Source organism: Exiguobacterium sp. s5 (assembly GCF_018618075.1).
Classification (GTDB): Bacteria; Bacillota; Bacilli; order Exiguobacteriales; family Exiguobacteriaceae; genus Exiguobacterium; species Exiguobacterium mexicanum_A.
In genome coordinates this window covers 153,129-172,310 of record NZ_JACSLK010000004.1, presented here as the reverse complement: position 1 = coordinate 172,310, position 19,182 = coordinate 153,129, and the positions used below count along the sequence as shown (strand labels likewise).

Annotated in this window: 18 protein-coding genes; 5 read left to right on the top strand and 13 right to left on the bottom strand. The window is 53.1% G+C overall.

Annotated features, from left to right (window positions below; translation table 11 throughout):
• Positions 1 to 19: 19 nt before the first annotated feature.
• From celB to KNP60_RS09900, 3 genes are read right to left on the bottom strand one after another with little or no spacing between them, the layout of a single operon-like run.
• Positions 20 to 1,330 (bottom strand): PTS cellobiose transporter subunit IIC, encoded by a 1,311-nt coding sequence (celB, locus tag KNP60_RS09910; protein ID WP_214797458.1) that lies wholly within the window; start codon positions 1,328 to 1,330, stop codon positions 20 to 22.
• A gap of 23 nt (positions 1,331 to 1,353) precedes the next feature.
• Entirely contained in the window at positions 1,354 to 1,698 is a 345-nt protein-coding gene (locus KNP60_RS09905) for a PTS sugar transporter subunit IIA (protein ID WP_021068000.1), read from the bottom strand.
• A 4-nt stretch (positions 1,699 to 1,702) separates the two neighbouring features.
• Positions 1,703 to 1,999 carry a PTS sugar transporter subunit IIB gene (locus tag KNP60_RS09900; protein WP_021067999.1) on the bottom strand — a complete coding sequence of 99 codons (297 nt, stop codon included), beginning with the start codon at positions 1,997 to 1,999 and terminating at the stop codon, positions 1,703 to 1,705.
• Between the two features lie 141 nt (positions 2,000 to 2,140).
• On the opposite strand from KNP60_RS09900, the gene KNP60_RS09895 reads away from it, so the two are divergent.
• Together KNP60_RS09895 and KNP60_RS09890 are read left to right on the top strand one after the other, a co-directional pair.
• Entirely contained in the window at positions 2,141 to 3,925 is a 1,785-nt protein-coding gene (locus KNP60_RS09895; RefSeq protein ID WP_214797388.1) for a type I phosphomannose isomerase catalytic subunit, read from the top strand.
• A gap of 13 nt (positions 3,926 to 3,938) precedes the next feature.
• Positions 3,939 to 4,811: an ROK family protein gene (locus KNP60_RS09890; RefSeq protein WP_214754348.1), complete on the top strand. Its 873-nt coding sequence runs from the start codon at positions 3,939 to 3,941 to the stop codon at positions 4,809 to 4,811.
• Positions 4,812 to 4,849: 38 nt separating this feature from the next.
• Here the strand turns inward: KNP60_RS09890 and KNP60_RS09885 are convergent, their stop codons facing one another.
• Together KNP60_RS09885 and KNP60_RS09880 are read right to left on the bottom strand one after the other, a co-directional pair.
• The gene (locus KNP60_RS09885) at positions 4,850 to 5,344 is read right to left on the bottom strand and encodes a hypothetical protein (RefSeq protein ID WP_034780556.1); all 495 of its coding nucleotides are present in this window, start codon (positions 5,342 to 5,344) and stop codon (positions 4,850 to 4,852) included.
• On the bottom strand, positions 5,341 to 6,858 hold the full coding sequence (locus KNP60_RS09880; protein ID WP_214797387.1) for a sensor domain-containing diguanylate cyclase: 1,518 nt from the start codon (positions 6,856 to 6,858) through the stop codon (positions 5,341 to 5,343). The genes KNP60_RS09885 and KNP60_RS09880 overlap by 4 nt, the downstream gene beginning before the upstream one ends.
• Positions 6,859 to 7,096: 238 nt before the next feature.
• Here KNP60_RS09880 and KNP60_RS09875 point away from each other — a divergent pair, with 238 nt between their 5' ends.
• Positions 7,097 to 7,531 (top strand): DUF6188 family protein, encoded by a 435-nt coding sequence (locus tag KNP60_RS09875; RefSeq protein ID WP_214710730.1) that lies wholly within the window; start codon positions 7,097 to 7,099, stop codon positions 7,529 to 7,531.
• Positions 7,532 to 7,651: 120 nt separating this feature from the next.
• On the opposite strand, the gene KNP60_RS09870 is transcribed toward KNP60_RS09875, so the two are convergent.
• From KNP60_RS09870 to KNP60_RS09845, 6 genes are all read right to left on the bottom strand, one after another.
• Positions 7,652 to 9,097 (bottom strand): glycoside hydrolase family 1 protein, encoded by a 1,446-nt coding sequence (locus KNP60_RS09870; RefSeq protein WP_214754354.1) that lies wholly within the window; start codon positions 9,095 to 9,097, stop codon positions 7,652 to 7,654.
• Between the two features lie 14 nt (positions 9,098 to 9,111).
• On the bottom strand, positions 9,112 to 10,962 hold the full coding sequence (locus KNP60_RS09865; protein ID WP_214797386.1) for a beta-glucoside-specific PTS transporter subunit IIABC: 1,851 nt from the start codon (positions 10,960 to 10,962) through the stop codon (positions 9,112 to 9,114).
• A gap of 99 nt (positions 10,963 to 11,061) precedes the next feature.
• Positions 11,062 to 11,913 carry a BglG family transcription antiterminator LicT gene (gene licT, locus KNP60_RS09860; RefSeq protein ID WP_214797385.1) on the bottom strand — a complete coding sequence of 284 codons (852 nt, stop codon included), beginning with the start codon at positions 11,911 to 11,913 and terminating at the stop codon, positions 11,062 to 11,064.
• Between the two features lie 211 nt (positions 11,914 to 12,124).
• Positions 12,125 to 12,865: an AAA family ATPase gene (locus tag KNP60_RS09855; RefSeq protein ID WP_084592953.1), complete on the bottom strand. Its 741-nt coding sequence runs from the start codon at positions 12,863 to 12,865 to the stop codon at positions 12,125 to 12,127.
• Positions 12,856 to 14,133, bottom strand: coding sequence for a sensor histidine kinase (locus KNP60_RS09850; protein WP_214797384.1), 1,278 nt, complete (start codon positions 14,131 to 14,133; stop codon positions 12,856 to 12,858). Before KNP60_RS09850 ends, KNP60_RS09855 begins: the two co-directional genes overlap by 10 nt.
• Positions 14,130 to 14,780, bottom strand: a complete 651-nt coding sequence (locus KNP60_RS09845) for a response regulator transcription factor (RefSeq protein WP_214754360.1) — start codon at positions 14,778 to 14,780, stop codon at positions 14,130 to 14,132. Before KNP60_RS09845 ends, KNP60_RS09850 begins: the two co-directional genes overlap by 4 nt.
• Before the next feature lie 142 nt (positions 14,781 to 14,922).
• On the opposite strand from KNP60_RS09845, the gene KNP60_RS09840 reads away from it, so the two are divergent.
• Complete coding sequence (locus tag KNP60_RS09840; protein WP_214797383.1) at positions 14,923 to 15,495, top strand: hypothetical protein; 573 nt, start codon at positions 14,923 to 14,925, stop codon at positions 15,493 to 15,495.
• Positions 15,496 to 15,524: 29 nt separating this feature from the next.
• On the opposite strand, the gene KNP60_RS09835 is transcribed toward KNP60_RS09840, so the two are convergent.
• Together KNP60_RS09835 and KNP60_RS09830 are read right to left on the bottom strand one after the other, a co-directional pair.
• Complete coding sequence (locus tag KNP60_RS09835) at positions 15,525 to 16,232, bottom strand: hypothetical protein (protein ID WP_214797382.1); 708 nt, start codon at positions 16,230 to 16,232, stop codon at positions 15,525 to 15,527.
• 90 nt (positions 16,233 to 16,322) lie between these two features.
• A complete protein-coding gene (locus tag KNP60_RS09830; protein WP_214797381.1) occupies positions 16,323 to 18,233 on the bottom strand; it encodes an endonuclease MutS2 in 1,911 nt (636 codons plus the stop codon).
• 459 nt (positions 18,234 to 18,692) lie between these two features.
• Here KNP60_RS09830 and KNP60_RS09825 point away from each other — a divergent pair, with 459 nt between their 5' ends.
• The gene (locus KNP60_RS09825; protein ID WP_051627763.1) at positions 18,693 to 19,181 is read left to right on the top strand and encodes a PTS sugar transporter subunit IIA; all 489 of its coding nucleotides are present in this window, start codon (positions 18,693 to 18,695) and stop codon (positions 19,179 to 19,181) included.
• Position 19,182 lies beyond the last annotated feature (1 nt).

Here is a 19,182-nt window from a genome sequence, read left to right as displayed (position 1 = left end):
CTTATTCTCTATTTCTCATTCATACCGCTTCGTCTTTATGGTTAGCGGCTTCTTCCTGTTCTTTCTTCACGTTCAAACGGTCAATAAATTTAAGGAATGGGAACCAGACCGCCAAGATGATCAAGAAGTTGACGAGTTGTAGCAATCCGCCGGCAAGTGAGTTCGTCGCCATCATCCCGCTGATGAACATCGGGACGGTCCAAGGTACCGCGACCCCAGTCGGCGGCGGGACGAGCCCTGTCGACATCGCAAAGTAAGTGACCGTGACCGTGATGAGCGGAGCAACAATCCACGGAATCATGATGAGCGGGTTCATAACGATCGGTAGACCGAAAATGACCGGTTCGTTGACGTTAAAGATCCCTGGTCCGAGTGACAGTTTCCCGATTTGTTTCAACTGCTTCGATTTCAAGAACAACAAAATCGCTACGATGACGGCAAGCGTCGAGCCCGAGCCGCCAAGGCCGACCGTATAGATTTCGACAAATTGTTTACTGATGATGTTCGGCACATCTCCGGTCGCCGTGTACGCGTTCAAGTTTTCAAGCGACAACGTATTCCAAATTGGATCCATGACCGAGTTGACGATGACTTGTCCGTGCAACCCGAAGAACCAGAACAATTGGACGAAGAAGATGGCAATCAACGTTGGGACGAGACCGTTACCCAATTTAACGAGCGGCTGTTGCACGACGTTGAAGATGACGTCATGTAAGTTCGTATTGAACAAGCTCGTCACACCGATGTTGAGGAGCAAGAAGACCGTGAGCGTCAACAAGGCCGGTACGAGCGCCGAGAACGACTTCGCCACCGCCGGCGGTACGCCGTCCGGCATTTTGATCGTCCAGTTCTTTTGAACGACGAATCGATAAATCTCACCTGAGAGGAAACCGGTGATCATGGCGAGGAACATTCCTTTGGCGCCAAGACGATCGAGCGGGAGGACGTTACCGACCGCTTCTGTCATTCCTTCGACTTCGATGAGGAACGGTGTCAACAAGAGGAACGATACGAGGGAGATCGCCCCACCGAAGACGGCTTCGACGTTGTAACTTTTCGAAAGATAATAGCCAATACCGAAAACGACGAAGATTGACATGATTCCCATCGTGGCCGATGGGGCGTTACCAAGTGACGATTTGAACGCGTTCAGCGTCCCTTCCGACATGAACTTGTCTAAGAACGGCAAGTTGGCGATAACGACGACGATCGAACCGAACATGGTAATCGGGAACGCGAGCATGAACGCATCCCGTAATACTTGCAAATACCGACTGTTGTTCAAGTAAGTCGCCATCGGCATGAGCAACTTGCTGATCAGTAAGAACATTTTGTTGTCCTGTGACATAGGATTCACCCTTCTTGATTAGGATTTACAATCTTTTGCTCCATCATCTCGATCAGGCTTGCCGTCAAATCGAGCATCGTCTGGGTCGACATGAGATGGTCTTCGGCGTGAAGGAGCAACAGTGACATGTCCGTCTTCTCCCCGTTCGCCTCTTTTTGAATTTGGCCGAAGTGCGTCTGATGCGCTTCTTTTAACTGTTCACGTGCTGTCGCCAGCTGCGCTTCAAACGCTTCGTATGAACCGTTCTTATACGTTTGGATGGCTTCTTGAATCGTGCTCCGAGCGTTGCCGCTGTGCAAGATCATCATGAACGCCATCTGTTCTAACGTTAACTCTTCCGTTCCTTCCATGACCTCACCCCATCAATTTGATTGCTTGCTCATACGCCGCTTTCCCATTCGCCGTTCCGTAGGCCATCATGTCGATGACTTCGACCGGTTTCGATGTTTGCGCTTTCAATTTGTCGAGCAAAAAGCGCATTTGCGGTCCGATGAGGATGACGTCCGCTTCTTCCATCTCCTTACCGACCTGGTCTTGACCGACTGCCCAAATTTTCGCTTCGTCCCCGATTGACGCCGCGTGCTGTTGCATTTTCGTGACGAGCAGGCTCGTCGACATCCCTGAGCTACAAGCGAGTAATACTTTTTTCATGTTCAACCACTCCTTTTTTGAAATCGTTTACAAGTTTTATTATACACATGATTTATTTCATGTCTATACTTGATTTAAACTTTGTTTAGTTTTTAAATTTAAAAGTGTATATGATAATAAACGAGAGTGAGGGAATTGACGATGAAGATCATCCCGTTACAACCGCATTACCAATATCGCTTATGGGGAGGCGACCGCTTAAAACGTTACGGTTTTCATTTTGACGAGGCCTCGATTGGCGAAGCATGGACCGCCTCGGCGTTGCCGCAAGGCAGTTCCGTCGTGTCTGCTGGATCGCATATCGGGACAACGCTAGACGACCTTTATGCCACGCATCCAGAACTGTTCGGCATTGATTCACCTGTGTTTCCGTTATTGATCAAGTGGATTGATCCGAACGATGACCTTTCGATTCAAGTCCATCCCGACGATGCGTTGGCACAGTCGCTCGAGGGTCAACCTTACGGAAAAAATGAATGCTGGTACATCCTCGACGCGCCAGAAGGGGGAGAAATCATCTATGGCCATACGTTCGAATCGAAAGAGACGTTACAACAGGCGCTCGAAGCCGGTGATGTCACATCCGGTTTAATTCGAAAACCTGTCAGCCGCGGCGATTTTTTATACGTGCCGGCCGGGACTATCCACGCTTTGACGAAAGACGTATCTGTTCTCGAAATTCAACAAAGTTCGGATACGACGTACCGCCTCTATGATTACGGACGCACTGAACCGACGACAGGCCGCACGCGTGATCTCCACGTCAATCAAGGTACCCTTGCCTCGTTCGCACCCCATCTCGACTATGCGGAACCTGTCCTGCGCCTGGATCATTTCCGGACACAGTTGACACGTAACCCGTATTTCTTCGTCGAAAAATGGAACATCGAACGCGAGGAATCCGTCTCGACGGATACGTTCCGCCTGCTTTCGGTCGTCGAAGGGACACTTGAGATTGACGGTTCGTCCTTCGAGATTGGTGCGACGTTGCTATTGCCAGCAGGTCAGTCATTTCAGCTGGACGGAACGGCCACCTGCCTCATCGCCGGTGTCTCATCCCCAATCAAACAAAAAGCCCGCATCGGCATCGACTTGGGCGGCACGAATACACGCGTCGCCGTCGTGTCGACGGACGGACGTGTCGAGAAACAATATAAATTGAAGACACAGCCGCACCTTGAGCTCGACGCCTTGTTAAATCAAATCACACTTGCCGTCGAACGATTCCAACTCGAATATGACATCACGCACGTCGGTATCGCTGCACCGGGTCCGCTCGACCTAAAACGAGGTGCGTTTTTGACCCCGCCAAACCTCCCGAACTGGCACCATCAGACGATTGTGGAGCCGCTATGCACTCTGCTCGGTCTACCTGTCACGTTAGAGAATGATGCCAACGCAGCAGCGCTCGCCGAAGCAAAGTTTGGGGCCGGCCGTCATGTCGACTCCGTCTTTTACGTCACGGTCAGCACAGGGATCGGCGGCGGTTTCGTCTATAAGCAAAATTTGATTAGCGGGGCTCACGGTAGCGCCGGAGAAGTCGGCAATATGATCATTCGTACGGACGGACCAGCACATCCGACACTGAACGTCGGAGCGCTTGAGACGCATGCGAGTGGAACGGCACTTCACGAACGCGCCCTCACTAAAGGAGTGACTGATTCGATGACGCTTTTGACAGACAACATCGAACGCAATACGTTCGTCGAGGATTTAGCAACGGGTCTCGCCAACATCATCCATACGGTCGACCCCGATATCATCATCCTCGGGGGAGGCGTGACAGCGTCGGCTCCGTTATACTGGAATCAGTTACAAGACGCGGTCGCGATGCGAGTATACCCCCATTTGAGAGGAGCGACCCCCCTCGTCCTGCATGAGTTGCACGGCGACGCTGGCGTCATCGGGGCCGCGTTCTTGCCATAAGGAGTGGAAAGAAATGCAACATTATTTAGCCATCGATATCGGTGGAACTAGTATCAAATACGGAGTCGTCCGATCCGATGGCACCCTACTGTCAAACAAACACGTCCCAACCCCTGCGACGTGGGACGGCTTGCTCGAACAAGTCGATGTGATCTTTAACGAAACGACCGCCGAAGCCCGCTTCGACGGTATCGGCTTCAGTGCGCCCGGCGCCGTCGATTCGACGACCGGCGTGATTCATGGAATCAGTGCACTTCCCTACATTCATGATCGCCCTTTCTTACAGGCGTTCAAAGAACGGTATGACTTGCCTGTCACTGTCTTGAACGATGCCAACGCGGCAGCGCTCGCAGAAGGATGGACCGGTGCCGCGGCGTCGGTGACGAGCTACGCGACGGTCGTCATCGGGACGGGCGTCGGCGGAGCATTCGTCGACCATGATCAGGTGATGATCGGATCCCACTTCCATGGCGGTGAGTTCGGATATTGGATTCTCGACCCGTCTCTTCCCCACCCAGATGGGACATGGAGTAAAATCGGTGCCACGGCCGCTCTTGTCCATCGATGCGGTGAACAACTCGGACGTCCCCTTACCGGAAAAGATGTGTTCGCGCTTCAAAGCGACCCAATCATCCAGGTGGAACTGGAGCGCTTCTATCGCTGGAACGCGATTGGCATCTACAACCTCCAATTCGGGCTCGACCCGGAGCGTATTTTAATCGGTGGCGGCATCAGTCGTCGCCCGGAAGTTCGGGACGGCATCAAGCGACACTTGGATGCGCTTTGCGACGCGTTCGGAACATTCCGCATCGACGTCGAGACGTGTGCCCACTTCAACGAGGCCAACTTGATCGGTGCCGCACGGTTTCACATGTTAGCGCAGTAAAAAAGGGTTTCCATCACAAGTTTGTGATGGAAACCCTTTTATTGTGCCAGACGGTCTTCATGGAGGTGATGATACACCTCGTCTCGAATCGCTGCGAGCGTACGCTCATGAACGATCATGTGTGCCCGAATCGTTCGGTTGACGCGTTCATTAACCTTGCCGGCCTCCAAGTGTCGATCCAACACGGGAAGGCTGAAGTCGTCAATCGGCAAATAGGCGATAGGAATCACGGCGGACCCTGATTTCACCGAGACTTGCACGCCGTTCACTTCTGGAAAGAAATACGACTCATAATACGGTTCGACGGCTAGCTCTTCTTTCATCGCATCCCGCACTACGGGAATCGTTGTCGGCAAGGCGATGAAATACACCATTTGGTCGAACGAGAATGAGACGTCTTTCAGCGAGACGCCCAATGCCTCCGCATGTCGGTTGGCCACACTACCCGTCACAAACCGATAACTCGGACGGCTCGTAAACAAGATGGTCGCGATAAAGGCGACGGTCATGATCATGACACTGAATTCGGTCATAGCGGTACCCCTTCCCAGCGGCAGACTTGGTTTTTCCCTCGTGATTTAGCCGCATACAACGCTTGATCGGCGCACTCAATCAACTGTTCGCGTGACTGTTCGGGAAGCGTGTGCTTCGAAGCGACACCGAAGCTCAGCGTTAACTGACCACCTGGTTGTCGCTCCCCGTACATGAAGTTGGTGCCGAGCACGGCCGCACGAATCGTCTCCGCGACGTGGGACGCCTCGACTTCGTCGAACTGCGGCAAGAGAACGACAAACTCTTCGCCACCGAACCGATACGCCATCTGTTCATCCGGCACGCTTCGTCGAATGACACTCGCGAGCCGCGTGAGTAACTCATTTCCAGCCAAGTGACCGTTTGTGTCGTTGAAATGCTTGAAATGGTCAATATCCATCACAATCAGTGACAGCTCGTCCGTTTCGCACTCCCGGAACAAAACGTCCAAATCTTGTTCAAACGAGCGATGGTTTTTAAGACGCGTCAACCCGTCACGAAGCGCCAACGTTTCGATGCGCTGGTACAGCATCGTCTGATGGAGCGCGAGCGAGGCTTGTTCCGCAATCGGTCGGACACTGTCAATCTTTTGAGGGGTGATCGGTTTTTTATTGACGACATTGTCGATGACGAGAAGTCCGTATGGAATTCCTTGATGATGGAGCGGAAAAATCGTGCACTCGTCCATCTGTAAGTCGGTATGTAACATGCGCAGCACCGGATCATCGGTGATGCTCGCGTAGACGTGGAGCGGCCGTCCCGAGTCAAGTGTCTGTTTGAACAGATGGTCTGCATGAAACGGGATCGTCATTTTCCGAATCCGTTCGTTCAACTGTTCATCGTGTGTCGAGTCCGTCTCTTTCTCATCAATCAGTCCTTGGAGATCATAATGTTGCCGGGTGATTTCTTCCCAAATGTGAAACCCGTCTTCCGGATTCATCGGACCCGTTCCCATGACTCCGTAAATACTATCTTTTTCCAAATCAGCGAAAAAGATGATCGATCGGTTAAAGCCGAGTCCGTGCCCCGCCGTCACCGATGTCAAAATCGTTTGCAGCAATCGGTCCGGGTCGAGCGTGTCTTGCATCGTAAAACTGACTTCCCGGAAGACGTTCAATTGACGGGAACTCGCCGTCAGCATCCGCAACCGGCTTGATCGCTCTCGCTTCAACTGGTTGACGTAACCAAAGAGCAACGCTGCCCCTAGCCCGAAGAAGATATAACTAAGCAAAAGCGGGAACGACAGCGTTCCCGATTGACTGTATACTAAAAGCCAGCTGACCATGATTGCAACAGTCATGCCTTTCCAGTGAAAACAGACGAGCCCTGTCATAATCAATAACAGCACTGACCAATGTAAATCATAAAAATCGAACAACACCCCGTGCCAAATCACGACAAGGCTGCTCGTCCCTGCGAGCAGCCAGCGATTCAAGGCGGGGGTCGTCATCAACCGAAGGACGTTGAGGACGATGGTGATTAGGATGATGCCGCCAATCAATAGGCCATAAACCATGGTTACCCCTCGTTTCATCGAGTCATCTATACATTTGATTATAAGTCGAATCATCGAACGCGGGACCGGATTTGTCCAATCACTGACCAAACTTTTAACTTACTTGAAGTATTTTCCATAAGTTGTCGAACTCGCTTGTTCTTTCTCATATGAGTGATTTCACATAATCCTTTCATTTACTTTAGCGAAGTAACGTGGAATGATGGAATTAACTAACCTATTTAAGCGAGGTGGAAGCGTGACCCGTACCGAACATCTTGAAGCAACACGGATTTTACAGCATTTGTTTAACGCGTCTTCCTTCGTCGGAATCGACTTTGGTTCCGGCCCCAATCATCATCTACTCTACTTCAACCGAGACGGCAACGAGTCGTGGCTCTCGATTGAAGGACCTTGGTACGTCCATTCATCGGGACCTTCGTTCAACGAAGATGAACAACTCCATCACCTCGTCGGACTCCGGCGTGAACGCGTCCGTTCCATCCTGTTATCTGAAGACAATCCCCATCTTGAACTGACATTTGAATCTGGAGCCGTCCTGTTCGTGAACGGCTATCACGAACAGTATGAAAGTTGGCAGGCCGGAGACGCCCGTCCGCTCGGAGGCGAACACTTCTTACTCGTCGCCATGCCTCAAGGGGACTTGGCCGTCTTTGCAGAGGAAGACGTCTGATGGCAGCCTGGACGGAGATTCTCACGTATATGTTGATTGCCGGTGGTGTCAGTCTCGCGATCATCGTCTTGCGCAAAGTCACGAAAGCATAAGAAAAGAGCGGCCGCGGCCGCTCTTTTCTTATTTTACCGTCTCATCTTCGAACAAGCTCGCCCCGTTCGTCTGGATGACGTCTTGATACCAGAAGAACGAGTCTTTCCGCGAACGCTCGAGCGTCCCCGACCCGTCGTCATGCTTATCGACGTAGATGAAGCCGTAACGCTTGCTGTACTCCCCGGTCGATGCACTGACGAGGTCGATACAGCCCCAGCTCGTATAGCCGATGACGTCGACACCGTCTTCAATCGCCTCCACCATCGCTTTCAAATGGTCACGCAAGTACTCAATCCGATAATCGTCATGAACCGAACCGTCCGCTTCAACCTTGTCATAAGCACCGAGACCATTCTCGACGATGAAGAGCGGCAATTCATAGCGCTCATACAGTTTGTTCAAGATGACGCGAAGTCCCATCGGATCGATTTCCCAACCCCAGTCGCTCGCCTTGAGGTAAGGGTTTTTCACCCCGCTCATAATGTTCCCCGCTGCCTCGTCTTCCGTCTTCTCCGCTTTCTCGGTACGCGACATATAGTAGCTGAGCGAGAAAAAGTCGACCGTGTTCGCTTTCAGTGTCTCGAGGTCCCCGTCTTCCATCACGAGTTCGATTCCGTTCTCACGGAAGAAGCGTTTCGCGAATGATGGATACTCACCACGGACATGGACGTCGCCACAGAAAAAGTTCATCATGCGCTCGGCGTCGTGTGCATACCAGATGTCTTCCGGATTCGAGCTGTACGGATAGACCGGCGCCGCGATGAGCATGCAGCCGATTTGCATCGACGGATCGATCTCTTTTGCCGCTTTTGTCGCGAGCGCACTTGCCACGAGTTGATGGTGCAACCCTTGGTACGTCAACTGCAACTGGTCGTCCCCTTCACGAATCGCCATTCCGAGACTGAGCATCGGCATGAACTGGGCCCCGTTGATTTCATTGAACGTGAGCCAATATTTGACCTTGCCTTGGTAACGTTCGAACAAGACACGGCTGTATCGCTCGAAGAATGTCACGAGGCGACGGTCGCGCCAACCACCGTATGCTGTCGCCAAATGGAGCGGCAACTCGTAATGTGAAATCGTGACGAGTGGCTCGATTCCTTGCGCGACGAGTTCATCGATGACGCGGTCATAGAATTTGAGCCCTTCCTCGTTTGGTTCGAGCTCATCTCCATTCGGGAAGATGCGCGACCAAGCGATCGACATGCGGAACGTCTTGAAGCCCATCTCTTTGAAGAGGGCGATGTCTTCCTTGTAGTGATGATAGAAGTCGATGCCTTCATGGTTCGGGTATGTGTACTCGTCATGCAACTCGAAATCGAACGTCGGGTCATGAATGATTTTCATTCGGTCTTTGCCGCCCGGCATCACATCCGCGATCGAGAGCCCTTTTCCACCTTCTTGGTATCCACCTTCAAATTGGTTCGCCGCCGTGGCGCCACCCCATAAAAAGTTCTTCGCTACTTGTTTCATGTTTGTTCCTCCTCTTAGGCTAAGACGCGCAAGACGCCGTGGTTTGGTTCGACGATGCCGACATGTGTCGGCAAGACATCTAAGTAATTCCCTGTATTCGTGACAATTACCGGGGTAATCGTGTCATAACCGGCTTGGGCAATGGCCTCTAAATCAAATTTCACTAACACATCGCCCTCGGTCACACGCTGTCCGGCTTGGACGAACGTTTCAAAATGTTTCCCACCGAGCTGGACCGTGTCGAGCCCGACGTGAATCAATACTTCGACGCCGCTATGTGAACGGAGTCCGATGGCGTGCTTCGATTGGAAGACCGTGACGACTTCGCCATCGAATGGGGCGTAGACGACCCCTTCTGTCGGCATGATAGCAAGTCCTTTCCCCATCGCACCGCTCGAGAACACTTCATCGCGAACGGTCTCGAGGGAAACCGCTTCTCCTTTGACTGGAGCCGATACCGGGAAACCGACGTGCTCCGATACGGCCGGCGCTACTTCTGCCGTTGTCTGTTCGCCTGTCTCGACTTCTTTATGGAATGCGAACGTGAGTCCGAACGAGACGAGTGTCGCGACCGCAAGACCGATCAAGGCGCCGTAGAACGTCATATCGAGACCCGTCGCCGGAATCATGACCGGGATACTGAACACGCCGAGACCACCCATCGCGTAAGCCGCCGTGCCAAGCATACCGCCGACGACCCCGCCGGCCGCACCGCCAACCATCCCGAAGACGAACGGTTTTTTGCGCGGAAGCGTCAATCCATAAATCGCTGGCTCGGTGATGCCGAACACGCCGGCAATCGTCGATGACGTCCCGAGCCCTTTCGTTTTCGGGTCACGCGCCTTCAATGTGATGGCGAGCGTTGCCCCGACCTGACCGAACGTCGCCATGAGGACTCCGACGACGATCGTGTCCATGCCGACGACCGCCAAGTTGTTGATGATGATCGGCACGAGCCCCCAGTGGAGACCGAACATGACGAGCACTTGCCAGAACGCGCCGATGAAGGCAATAGCGACGACCGGGCTAAGTTCATATAAGAACGAATAGCCGCCGGCGAGTCCTTGGCTCGCGTATGTCGCGACCGGACCGATCGCGAGGAATGTGAGCGGGACGACAATCAAGAGTGCCATCATCGGTGTGGTGAAGTTACGGACCGCTTCATGCGTGTGTTTGTTAAAGAATGTCTCAACTTTCGATGACACATACGCTGCTAAGATGATTGGAATGACCGAGGACGCGTAGCTCATCAAGACGACCGGTACCGTGAGGAACGTGAGCGACTCGCCCGCTCCTTGCATCGCGACGATGGCCGGGTAGACGAGCGCACCCCCGATAATCATCCCGATATACGGATTGCCGCCAAACTTCTTCGCTGCCGAATGGCCGAGAATGACCGGTAGGAAGTAGAAGAGTGCGTCAGCCGCTGCGTTCAAAACAATATACGTGCCCATGTCTTGCGTGAGCAGACCGAGGGCGACGAGAATCGCGAGCAACCCTTTCAATAGACCGCTACCGGCCATCGGACCGAGAATCGGGGTAAAAATCCCCGCAATCACATCAATCAACCGGTTAAAGACGCCCGTTTTTTCCGTATCGTCGTTCGATGACGTCTGGAATCCGCCCGCCTCGATCACGTCTTGGTAGACGTAAGGGACGTTGTTGCCGATGACGACTTGGAACTGACCGCCGCTTTGGACGACCGTGATGACACCGTCATGGTTTTTTAACGCCTCGGGATTGGCTTTCTGTTCATCTTTTAATTTAAAACGTAGCCGTGTCGCACAATGGAACACGCTTTTTACGTTATCTTTCCCGCCGACGTGACGAATGATGTCCGCCGCGAGCGTTTTTGTTTGGCTCATAGTGTTCACTCCTTTAATTTGGATAAAAAGAAAAACCTAAATGAACGCACACGAGAAGTGTCGTCATTTAGGTTTGGCCTGCATCATCAGTAACCATCCTTAGGATCGTCGTTCTTTCATTAAGTTTTCGATATGAATCATCATATACAACCGCTCATCGGTCGAGACCTCGTAATTGTACTTCGTGGCGATCACCCCTGCGATTTTCTCGACACACTCATAAGCGTCCGGATAGCGCAGCTTCACCATCTCAAACAGCGTCTCATCACCGCCGGGTTTAATCTTCTCCCCGGAGGCGAGCCGTTGGACGAAGTATTTCAAGTGGGTCAAAAACCGTGAGTAGGCGTACGACTCTTCGTCCAAATCGATTTGAAAGTGGTACGTGATGATGGTGAGAATCGCTTGCGTGGCACGCGTCATCTCGGTGACGAGATGTAAGTTCTCACCTTTGGCACCCGACATCGTCGCGTTGACGAGATGGAGGGCGATCGCGACCGCCTCATCCTCGTCTAACTTGACGTCATGCCGGTCGTTAATCAGGGCGACCGCTTCTTTCCCGATCGCGAACTCGGGTCCATAAAACCGCTTCACTTCCCAAACGAGCGGGTTACGGATGATGATTCCATCTCGATATCGGCTGAGAGCGAAATGGATGTGGTCGGCGAGGGTCACATAAAGCGAGTCATGGACCGGCTTCTCGAGTCGCGTCTCCGCGAGCTTGACGATTTCTTTGACCGTATCCATCTCGGTAGCTGGCATCTCATTCAAAAAATGGACGAACCGTTCATGGCTTTCTTTACTCTCGAGCGTAAAGACTTTTTCAATCCGCGTTTGATCGATTGCATCGCCTGGACGCTTTTGGAACGCGATTCCCCGTCCCATGACGACTTGTTCTTGACCGTTCGCTTGAATGGCCACGACGTTATTGTTGAACACTTTTGAAATTTGCATGGAATCAATTCACCTCCGCTCAAGTTCGATTGAAAAGAAAAAAACCTAAATTCACACCGGTCCCCACATCTGGATGATCGGCATCAATTTAGGTTTTGCCTGCTTGACCAGTAACAATCCCAAAGTGGATTTTCTTCTTCTCGCTACTAGCATACTCCCTTGAAATCTTGACGTCAACATAAAAATAAAACGCTTACACCGTGACCGTTTTTCATTCGAATAGGATACGTTGCATCCGTTCCGGTGCCGCTAGAAAGTCGCGCATGACACGGACGTGTTCGAGTTCATCGAACGTCGTCGGCCGGAGTCCCGTCTCGACTTGGAGGATGTCGGCGTCCGGATACGACATGAGGATCGGCGAATGGGTCGCGATGATGAATTGACTTCCCGACTGGACGAGTTCATGCATCCTTGCGAGCATCGTCAACTGCCGCATCGGGGACAAGGCGGCCTCGGGCTCATCTAAAATATACAGTCCGCCGTCTCGGAAACGATGGAGCATGAGCGACAAAAACGCCTCCCCGTGCGACTGCTCATGGAGCGATCGACCGCCGTAGGACGCATAAAACCGTTCCGGGTCGGGCGACGTTCGCGCGATCTCATCCACATAGCTCGACAGTTGATATGCCGTCTCGGCCCGGAGGAAAAATCCGTCTTTCGGCCGGTACGCGCCCCGAATCGGACGAAGCGCTTCGAACAGCGGGCTATGTGTCGACTCGGTCTCAAAACGGAACGTCGTCGCGCCGCCTTCCGGATTGAATCCAGCGGCGATGGCCATCCCTTCGACCAACGTCGATTTCCCGCTCCCATTCTCACCAACCAAGAACGTGACCGGCTTCGTCAGCGTCAATTCATCAAATCCATCAAAAATCGGTAGCGAGAACGGGTAACCTGGCTTTTCAATCCGATCTCGCTCTAAGCGGACACCCCGCAAAAATAAATTTAGTCCCATTCGATCCAAAACAACGCCCCCTCTCCCTCTCTCGATTCGACTCCGTAAACGAGTCCTTGAGCCTCGAGCAACAGCTTGTTGATAGCCAGACCAAGTCCGTGACCGTTCGAACGGTCCCCTTTCACATACATATCCCAGATGTTGGCGCGCATCGTCTCGGCAATGCCCGGCCCTTCGTCTTCGATTTCAAGCCGTCGCTCGGAGAGCCTGATCGTGATCACACCTCCTAGTGGACTGGCGTGATACGCGTTCTGAAGAAAGTTCGACAGCACACGCTCCATCGCCAATCGGTCCGCCTGGACGACCGCGTCCTCGACGAGTTCAAGTGTGACCGTCACTTCCTTATGACGGAACCATTCATCCATCCGCGAGACAGTCTCTTTGATCAATGCATCCAAACGAATGGATTCGAGCGAAAGTGTCACGTTGCCCGCGGATAGTTTGGAGTATTCGAGCATCTGACTGACGAGCCGATCGATCCGATCGACTTCCTCGGTTAAACTTCGACCCGTCGTCGCCACATCTTCTTGTTTGACGACACCGAGTTCAAGCATTTCGGCCTCGTTCCGGACGATGGCAAGCGGGGTCCGGACATCGTGCGTAACCCCTGAGATGAATGTATTTTGCATCCGTTCTTTCTCTTCGAGTGATGTATTCATCTGACGGACCGCTTCCGTCAAATCTCCAATCTCGTCGTCGGTGACAGGCGGTAGTGTGATGTCATGCCGACCCGACATGATGGCTGCGGTCGCCTGCTTCAACTCGACGAGCGGGGACGTCAAACGCCGCCCCATCCAATACGTCACACCGACGGCGACGATGAGCGCGAGCAAGAACCCACTCCCGAGAATGACGTAGATTTGACGAAACTGCGGATTCGACAGCGGGACGGGTGCGTACGTCACGATTTGCACATCTCCTTCTTCCCGAAGAAACGTCAATAACCGCGCCCCGTTCACGCTGACCTCATCTCGTTCGGAAAGTGAGTCTGGATCGAGGCCTGGCGACATATGTCGACGCATCCTGCCCCCACGATCAAGATTGACCGCTTCCCCGTCTTGAAACACGAGAACATCGAGTTGACCCGGTATGCCGCGTCCATCCACAAGCGCCTCATACACGATGTCCGCTTCACGCTCGAGTTGGTCATAGCTCTCCGTCTCCGCGAAACGCCCAATCAGGAGTGATGTCAGACCAAATGTGAGCACCGCCATGACGACGAGAGGGAGGATCGCGGTCCAGAGCAACTTCTTCATCAACCGGCTCATCGGACTTCCTCCAATCGATAACCGACGCGATGCACCGTCTTCAAGTACCGCTTCATCGTCGGCAATTTGTCACGCAACTGTTTGACGTGCGTGTCGACCGTGCGCGTGTCCCCGGCGAACGTATAATCCCACACCTCGTCGAGTAGGCGGTTGCGATCGAGCGCTTCTCCACTATGTTTCAAGAAGAAGAGGAGCAACTCGTATTCTTTATTGGTCATTCGAATCGCTTGCCCGGCGTCGGTCACCGTGCGTGAACGTGCGTCCACCGTCATGTCGCCGAACGAAATCTCGTCCGTCTGTTTGACGAGACGTTTCAGGCGAATTTCGAGTTCTTTTAACACGATCGGTTTGACCAAATAATCGTCGGCCCCGAGCTCGAGGCCGAACACACGGTCATCCGCCTCTCCCCGTGCCGTCGCCAAGATGATGGCCGGCCGCGGCTTGAGCGTCTTCAGTTTTGGAATGAGCGTCCAACCTTCCCCGTCCGGCAGACGAACGTCGAGCAGGACCGCATCGAACGGTTGCTCGAGCTGCCGCTTCGCTTCGGCGAGTGTACCGGCCACACTGACGTGAAACCCCGCGTACGTTAAAAAGCGGGCGAGCCCGTCCGCTAATTTCGGTTCATCTTCGACTACGAGTACGTTCATCTCTATCGCCTCCACTCCCATTATATCGCATCGGGTAACGAACCCATCGTTTCCCAAAGACAATTTGCAGAAACCTTGCAACTCCCTCACAACTTTTGTACGTCCTCGCTCTACACTTGAAGTAGTAAAGGAGGAGATTGATATGAAGACATCTAAATTAGCTATCGCCCTGGCCGGTCTACTTGCCGTCTCAGGTACCGGCGTCTATGCCGCCACAAACGATGCGACAACGACCGACGGAACGGAAACGACGACCCAATGCGAACGTGGGGAACGTGGCGAGCGAGGCATGTTCGGTGACCGAGCAGCCGGGCAGGCCGCTTTGCTCGAGGCGCTTGGCTTGACCGAAGCCGAGGTGGAAGCAGCGCGAGAAGAAGGACAATCGCTTCCCGAACTCGCGGAAGAAACAGGCATCACGATCGAACAGTTCATTGAGGCGATGATCTCTTCTCATGAAGTGAAACTTGACGCCGCGGTCGAATCCGGTGACTTGACGCAAGATGAGGCCGACGCGATTCTTGCCGACCACGAAGAGCGTTTTGCTGACGTCACGAGTTACGACGACTTAGGCGACATGCGCGGCTTTGGCGGTGGACGTCACGGAGGTGGGCATGGTCCTCATCACGGTGGCCAATTCGGTGGACCGAACCAAAACGACGAAGCTGTCCCTTCAACGGACGACAATGTAGACAAACAGAGCACCAATTCACTGTAAGCAAAAAGGCAACCACGAGGGTTGCCTTTTCATATGGCCAATAACAGCAGAGCGTATCCGATAAGCCCAACGGCAAAGGCGCGGAAACTGCTGTCCCGCTCTTCCGGCAACTCTTCCTTCATGACGTTCAAAATAATCCCACCGGCCAAGAACGCGACAATCATCGACAGCGTCACTTCATGGAGCGCGGAAAATACGCCGACGCCCCACCCGGCAAGCACGGCCAACGACAACCACAATCGGCCTCGCCTGTCATATTGCTGGCGATGGTGGTGCCTCAAACCTTGGTCGACCGTGACGAAGTGAATCCCTAGCGCAAGAAAGTAGAGCATCATCGCCCACACCGTATCAAATTCGCTCTCCGCGAGCACATAGCCGATACTGAAGTTGTAAACGACGAACAACGCCATATGAATCCAAAATACATTGCCTTTCCCACGGTTCTTCATTTGCGTGGCCAATCGTTCCAGCCCATAAAACACGGCCAATCCGAGCATGCTGACGACGAGGATATGATTCTCGATCGAGGCGAACAGCCCACTCTCGAGATGTCCTTCGAGCTCGCGTTGATATTCGTTCAGCTCAGGTAAAAGGTGTAGAAACACATAGGCGACGGCGACACCGCCGGCGAGCGACAAAAAACGGCTCCGCGGTGTCTCGCGCACGTGAATCAATTGTCCAGAGAAGTAATGAATCAAGGCAAATCCGATGGCGAACAACAAGCTTAACCAAAACATCCAGTCACCTCCGACACGTTACCCGAAAGCCGTACTGTACGTGATGACTCCCGGTCCTTGTTCCTTACCCGAGTGCCCTCTAGAATACACTCACTCTCCTCGTTCGGCCCGCTGTCGCGCCCGAATCTCTTTCTCGACGCGACGGAGCGCTTTTTTCGAACCACGGGCAAAGTCATGCGCTTCTTTCCGGTCCCGATAGTCGACGAACAACGTCTCGAGGTCATAACCAGCTGGATACAAGTCGAGCGCTTTCGCCTCGCGTCGGACCCGACGAAGCGGGTGCTTGCCGAAGACACCGTCGACATATACGGTGACTTGGCGCAACGATGCGTCCATCTCATAGACGAGTCCAACTTGATTCGTCTCGAGCAGACGGACCCGGTCCCCTTTTGACAGAACTTGATCTGGTTCGATGACGGATGAGACGACTGCTTGCGTCAGACGTGCCGGATCGACGAGCGACTGGTCGTACGTCTTGTCATGCATATAGCGTGCTGCCTGCTTCAAAATCGATTCGGGTAATTTCATTTTCCGGGCAATGAACAAGGCGTTGCTGTCGCCGGACTGCCCGATCAACAACCGATATTTTGGTTCGAGCGTGTCTGGGTCGAACTGCATGGCCGCGTTCATAAAGTCCGGATGCGTCTCGGAGTACGCTTTGATTTCGCCGTAATGGGTCGAGGCGACGACGAGACAGCCTCGTTTATATGCTTCCTCTAAAATCGCGATGGCGAGGGCCGCTCCCTCGTTCGGCTCGGTCCCGCTTCCAATCTCATCGAATAATAGTAACGACCGTTTCCCGGCCTTCTGCATGATGTTCGCCACGTTATGCATATGGGCCGAGAACGTGCTGAGCGCCGACCCCATATCCTGGTTGTCCCCGATATCGACGAATACGTCGTCAAACGTCGAGATGTCCGTGTCCGGATGGGCCGGGATATGAAGCCCGCTCATCGTCATCAAACTGAGCAGACCGATCGTCTTCAAGACGACCGTCTTCCCGCCGGCGTTCGGTCCGGTGATAATCAGACCGCGGTACGTGTCCCCGAGCGAGAAGTCGAGCGGGACCGCCCGTTCGAGGAGCGGATGGCGGACTTGTTTCAATCGAATGTTCCCGACACCGTTCACACGCGGGGCGATACCATCGATGGCTTGGCTATACTTCCCTTTCGCGAACACCATATCGTATTGGGCGATGACGTCGAGCGTCGCCTCGATGGTCGGCAACGCTTCCGCCACCATGCCGGTGAGCGTGGCGAGCACTTGATAGATTTCGACCGCTTCCTCCGTTCGTTTGACGACGAGTTCCGCGTTCAGCTTCGCCACCGCTTCCGGTTCGATGAACACAGTCGTGCCGCGGCTCGACGTGTCGATGATCGCCCCAGCGACTTTATGTTTATACGACGCTTTAATCGGAATCGTGAATCGGTCTTGTTTCTTCGTCACAAAGCCGTCTTGAATCGCTTCCCGGTTTGTGGCGCTCTTCAAGAACTTGCTCAACCGCTCCTCGATCCGTCCTTCGAGAATGTCGATTTGTTTGCGAACCCGTTTCAATTCTTTGGACGCCTCGTCGACGACCCGTCCCCCGCGAATCGATTGGACGATGTCTTCCTCGATGCTGCGCCACTCGCTCATCTCATCCGCGTAAAGGGACAAGAGCGGGGCAAAGAACGCCTGCTCGGCCATGAACCGCTTCAGTTTACGGGCCCCGCGGAAAAATTCGGCGACGGCTTCGAGTTCGCTTGCCTCGAGCTGGATGCCACGGTTGATTTTACCGATGAGCGGTTCCATAGCAGACACCCCGATAAAGGGGACGTGTGACGTCGCGTCGAGAATCGCGCGTGCTTCCGATGTCTCTTGAAGCCGTTTTTTCACCGTTTGCAGATGGCTCGTCGGACGCTGGTTTCGTAACAAGTTGCGTCCGAATCCGCTGATGCAGTATCGTTCGACGTGATGAATCAAGTCGTTGTATTGTAGTTTGTCTAATGTTTGTTCATTCATGATGGAGTCTCCTTATTTTGTGATGGAGATACCGCGCAAACAAAAAGCGTCGGCCGATGACGACCAACGCAAAAAGACAGACCGGTGTCTGGCAGTTTATGAAGGGCGGTATCTGTAACAGAACATGAAGGCATGACAAAAAGACGCGTCATCCAACATTTTTCAGTTCGTTAGGCAGATACAACCTCACTCATTAACATGCAACACCTTTCCCATTCAGTTTCGCCCTAACTATACAACAGATTTTCGAAGAAGTAAAATTTCTAGAGAACGCTTTCAAATTAGGTCTTGATATCTATACATCGGCGTGCTATCTTGAGGGTGACGAAACGAATAATGATCACATGTGACTGATTCGATCAGGCATGGGGTAAGACGAAAGGCTCACGCCACCCGTCTATACTCCATGCCTGTTTTGTTTTTTCACAATCATTTTTCAAGCGAAAGGATGAATCGAACATGTTATTGAATAAGTGGATGAAGAGACATACACTGACACTTTACGCACCCATGGAAGGAGACATCATTCCACTTGAGGAAGTGACCGACCCCGTCTTCAGCGAGAAGATGATGGGCGACGGGATTGCCATCATGCCGACGGACGGAACGGTCGTCGCACCGGTAGATGGAACCATCATTCAGGTCGCACCGACGAAGCACGCGATCGGTATCCGTTCGGGAGACGGAGCTGAAATTTTGATTCATGTCGGACTCGATACGGTCGAACTTGCGGGTAGCCCATTCAACGTCCACGTCAAAGTCGGTGACACGGTCACGACCGGACAGCCACTCTTGACGGCCGACTTGGAACAAATTCAGCGAGCCGGTAAAGACACGGTCACTCCGATGGTCATCACAAACGGGAGCACGTTAGAGCACCCGTATTCGTTCCATGCAGGAGGCCCATCGCTTCCCGGGAAAACCGTCGTCGCTCAAGCGGAACAATGAC

Coding starts and splice junctions, on each gene's coding strand:
- celB (WP_214797458.1), bottom strand. CDS start 1,330: ATGTTCTTACTGATCAGCAAGTTGCTCATGCCGATGGCGACTTACTTG.
- KNP60_RS09905 (WP_021068000.1), bottom strand. CDS start 1,698: ATGGAAGGAACGGAAGAGTTAACGTTAGAACAGATGGCGTTCATGATG.
- KNP60_RS09900 (WP_021067999.1), bottom strand. CDS start 1,999: ATGAAAAAAGTATTACTCGCTTGTAGCTCAGGGATGTCGACGAGCCTG.
- KNP60_RS09895 (WP_214797388.1), top strand. CDS start 2,141: ATGAAGATCATCCCGTTACAACCGCATTACCAATATCGCTTATGGGGA.
- KNP60_RS09890 (WP_214754348.1), top strand. CDS start 3,939: ATGCAACATTATTTAGCCATCGATATCGGTGGAACTAGTATCAAATAC.
- KNP60_RS09885 (WP_034780556.1), bottom strand. CDS start 5,344: ATGACCGAATTCAGTGTCATGATCATGACCGTCGCCTTTATCGCGACC.
- KNP60_RS09880 (WP_214797387.1), bottom strand. CDS start 6,858: ATGGTTTATGGCCTATTGATTGGCGGCATCATCCTAATCACCATCGTC.
- KNP60_RS09870 (WP_214754354.1), bottom strand. CDS start 9,097: ATGAAACAAGTAGCGAAGAACTTTTTATGGGGTGGCGCCACGGCGGCG.
- KNP60_RS09865 (WP_214797386.1), bottom strand. CDS start 10,962: ATGAGCCAAACAAAAACGCTCGCGGCGGACATCATTCGTCACGTCGGC.
- licT (WP_214797385.1), bottom strand. CDS start 11,913: ATGCAAATTTCAAAAGTGTTCAACAATAACGTCGTGGCCATTCAAGCG.
- KNP60_RS09855 (WP_084592953.1), bottom strand. CDS start 12,865: ATGGGACTAAATTTATTTTTGCGGGGTGTCCGCTTAGAGCGAGATCGG.
- KNP60_RS09850 (WP_214797384.1), bottom strand. CDS start 14,133: ATGAGCCGGTTGATGAAGAAGTTGCTCTGGACCGCGATCCTCCCTCTC.
- KNP60_RS09845 (WP_214754360.1), bottom strand. CDS start 14,780: ATGAACGTACTCGTAGTCGAAGATGAACCGAAATTAGCGGACGGGCTC.
- KNP60_RS09840 (WP_214797383.1), top strand. CDS start 14,923: ATGAAGACATCTAAATTAGCTATCGCCCTGGCCGGTCTACTTGCCGTC.
- KNP60_RS09835 (WP_214797382.1), bottom strand. CDS start 16,232: ATGTTTTGGTTAAGCTTGTTGTTCGCCATCGGATTTGCCTTGATTCAT.
- KNP60_RS09830 (WP_214797381.1), bottom strand. CDS start 18,233: ATGAATGAACAAACATTAGACAAACTACAATACAACGACTTGATTCAT.
- KNP60_RS09825 (WP_051627763.1), top strand. CDS start 18,693: ATGTTATTGAATAAGTGGATGAAGAGACATACACTGACACTTTACGCA.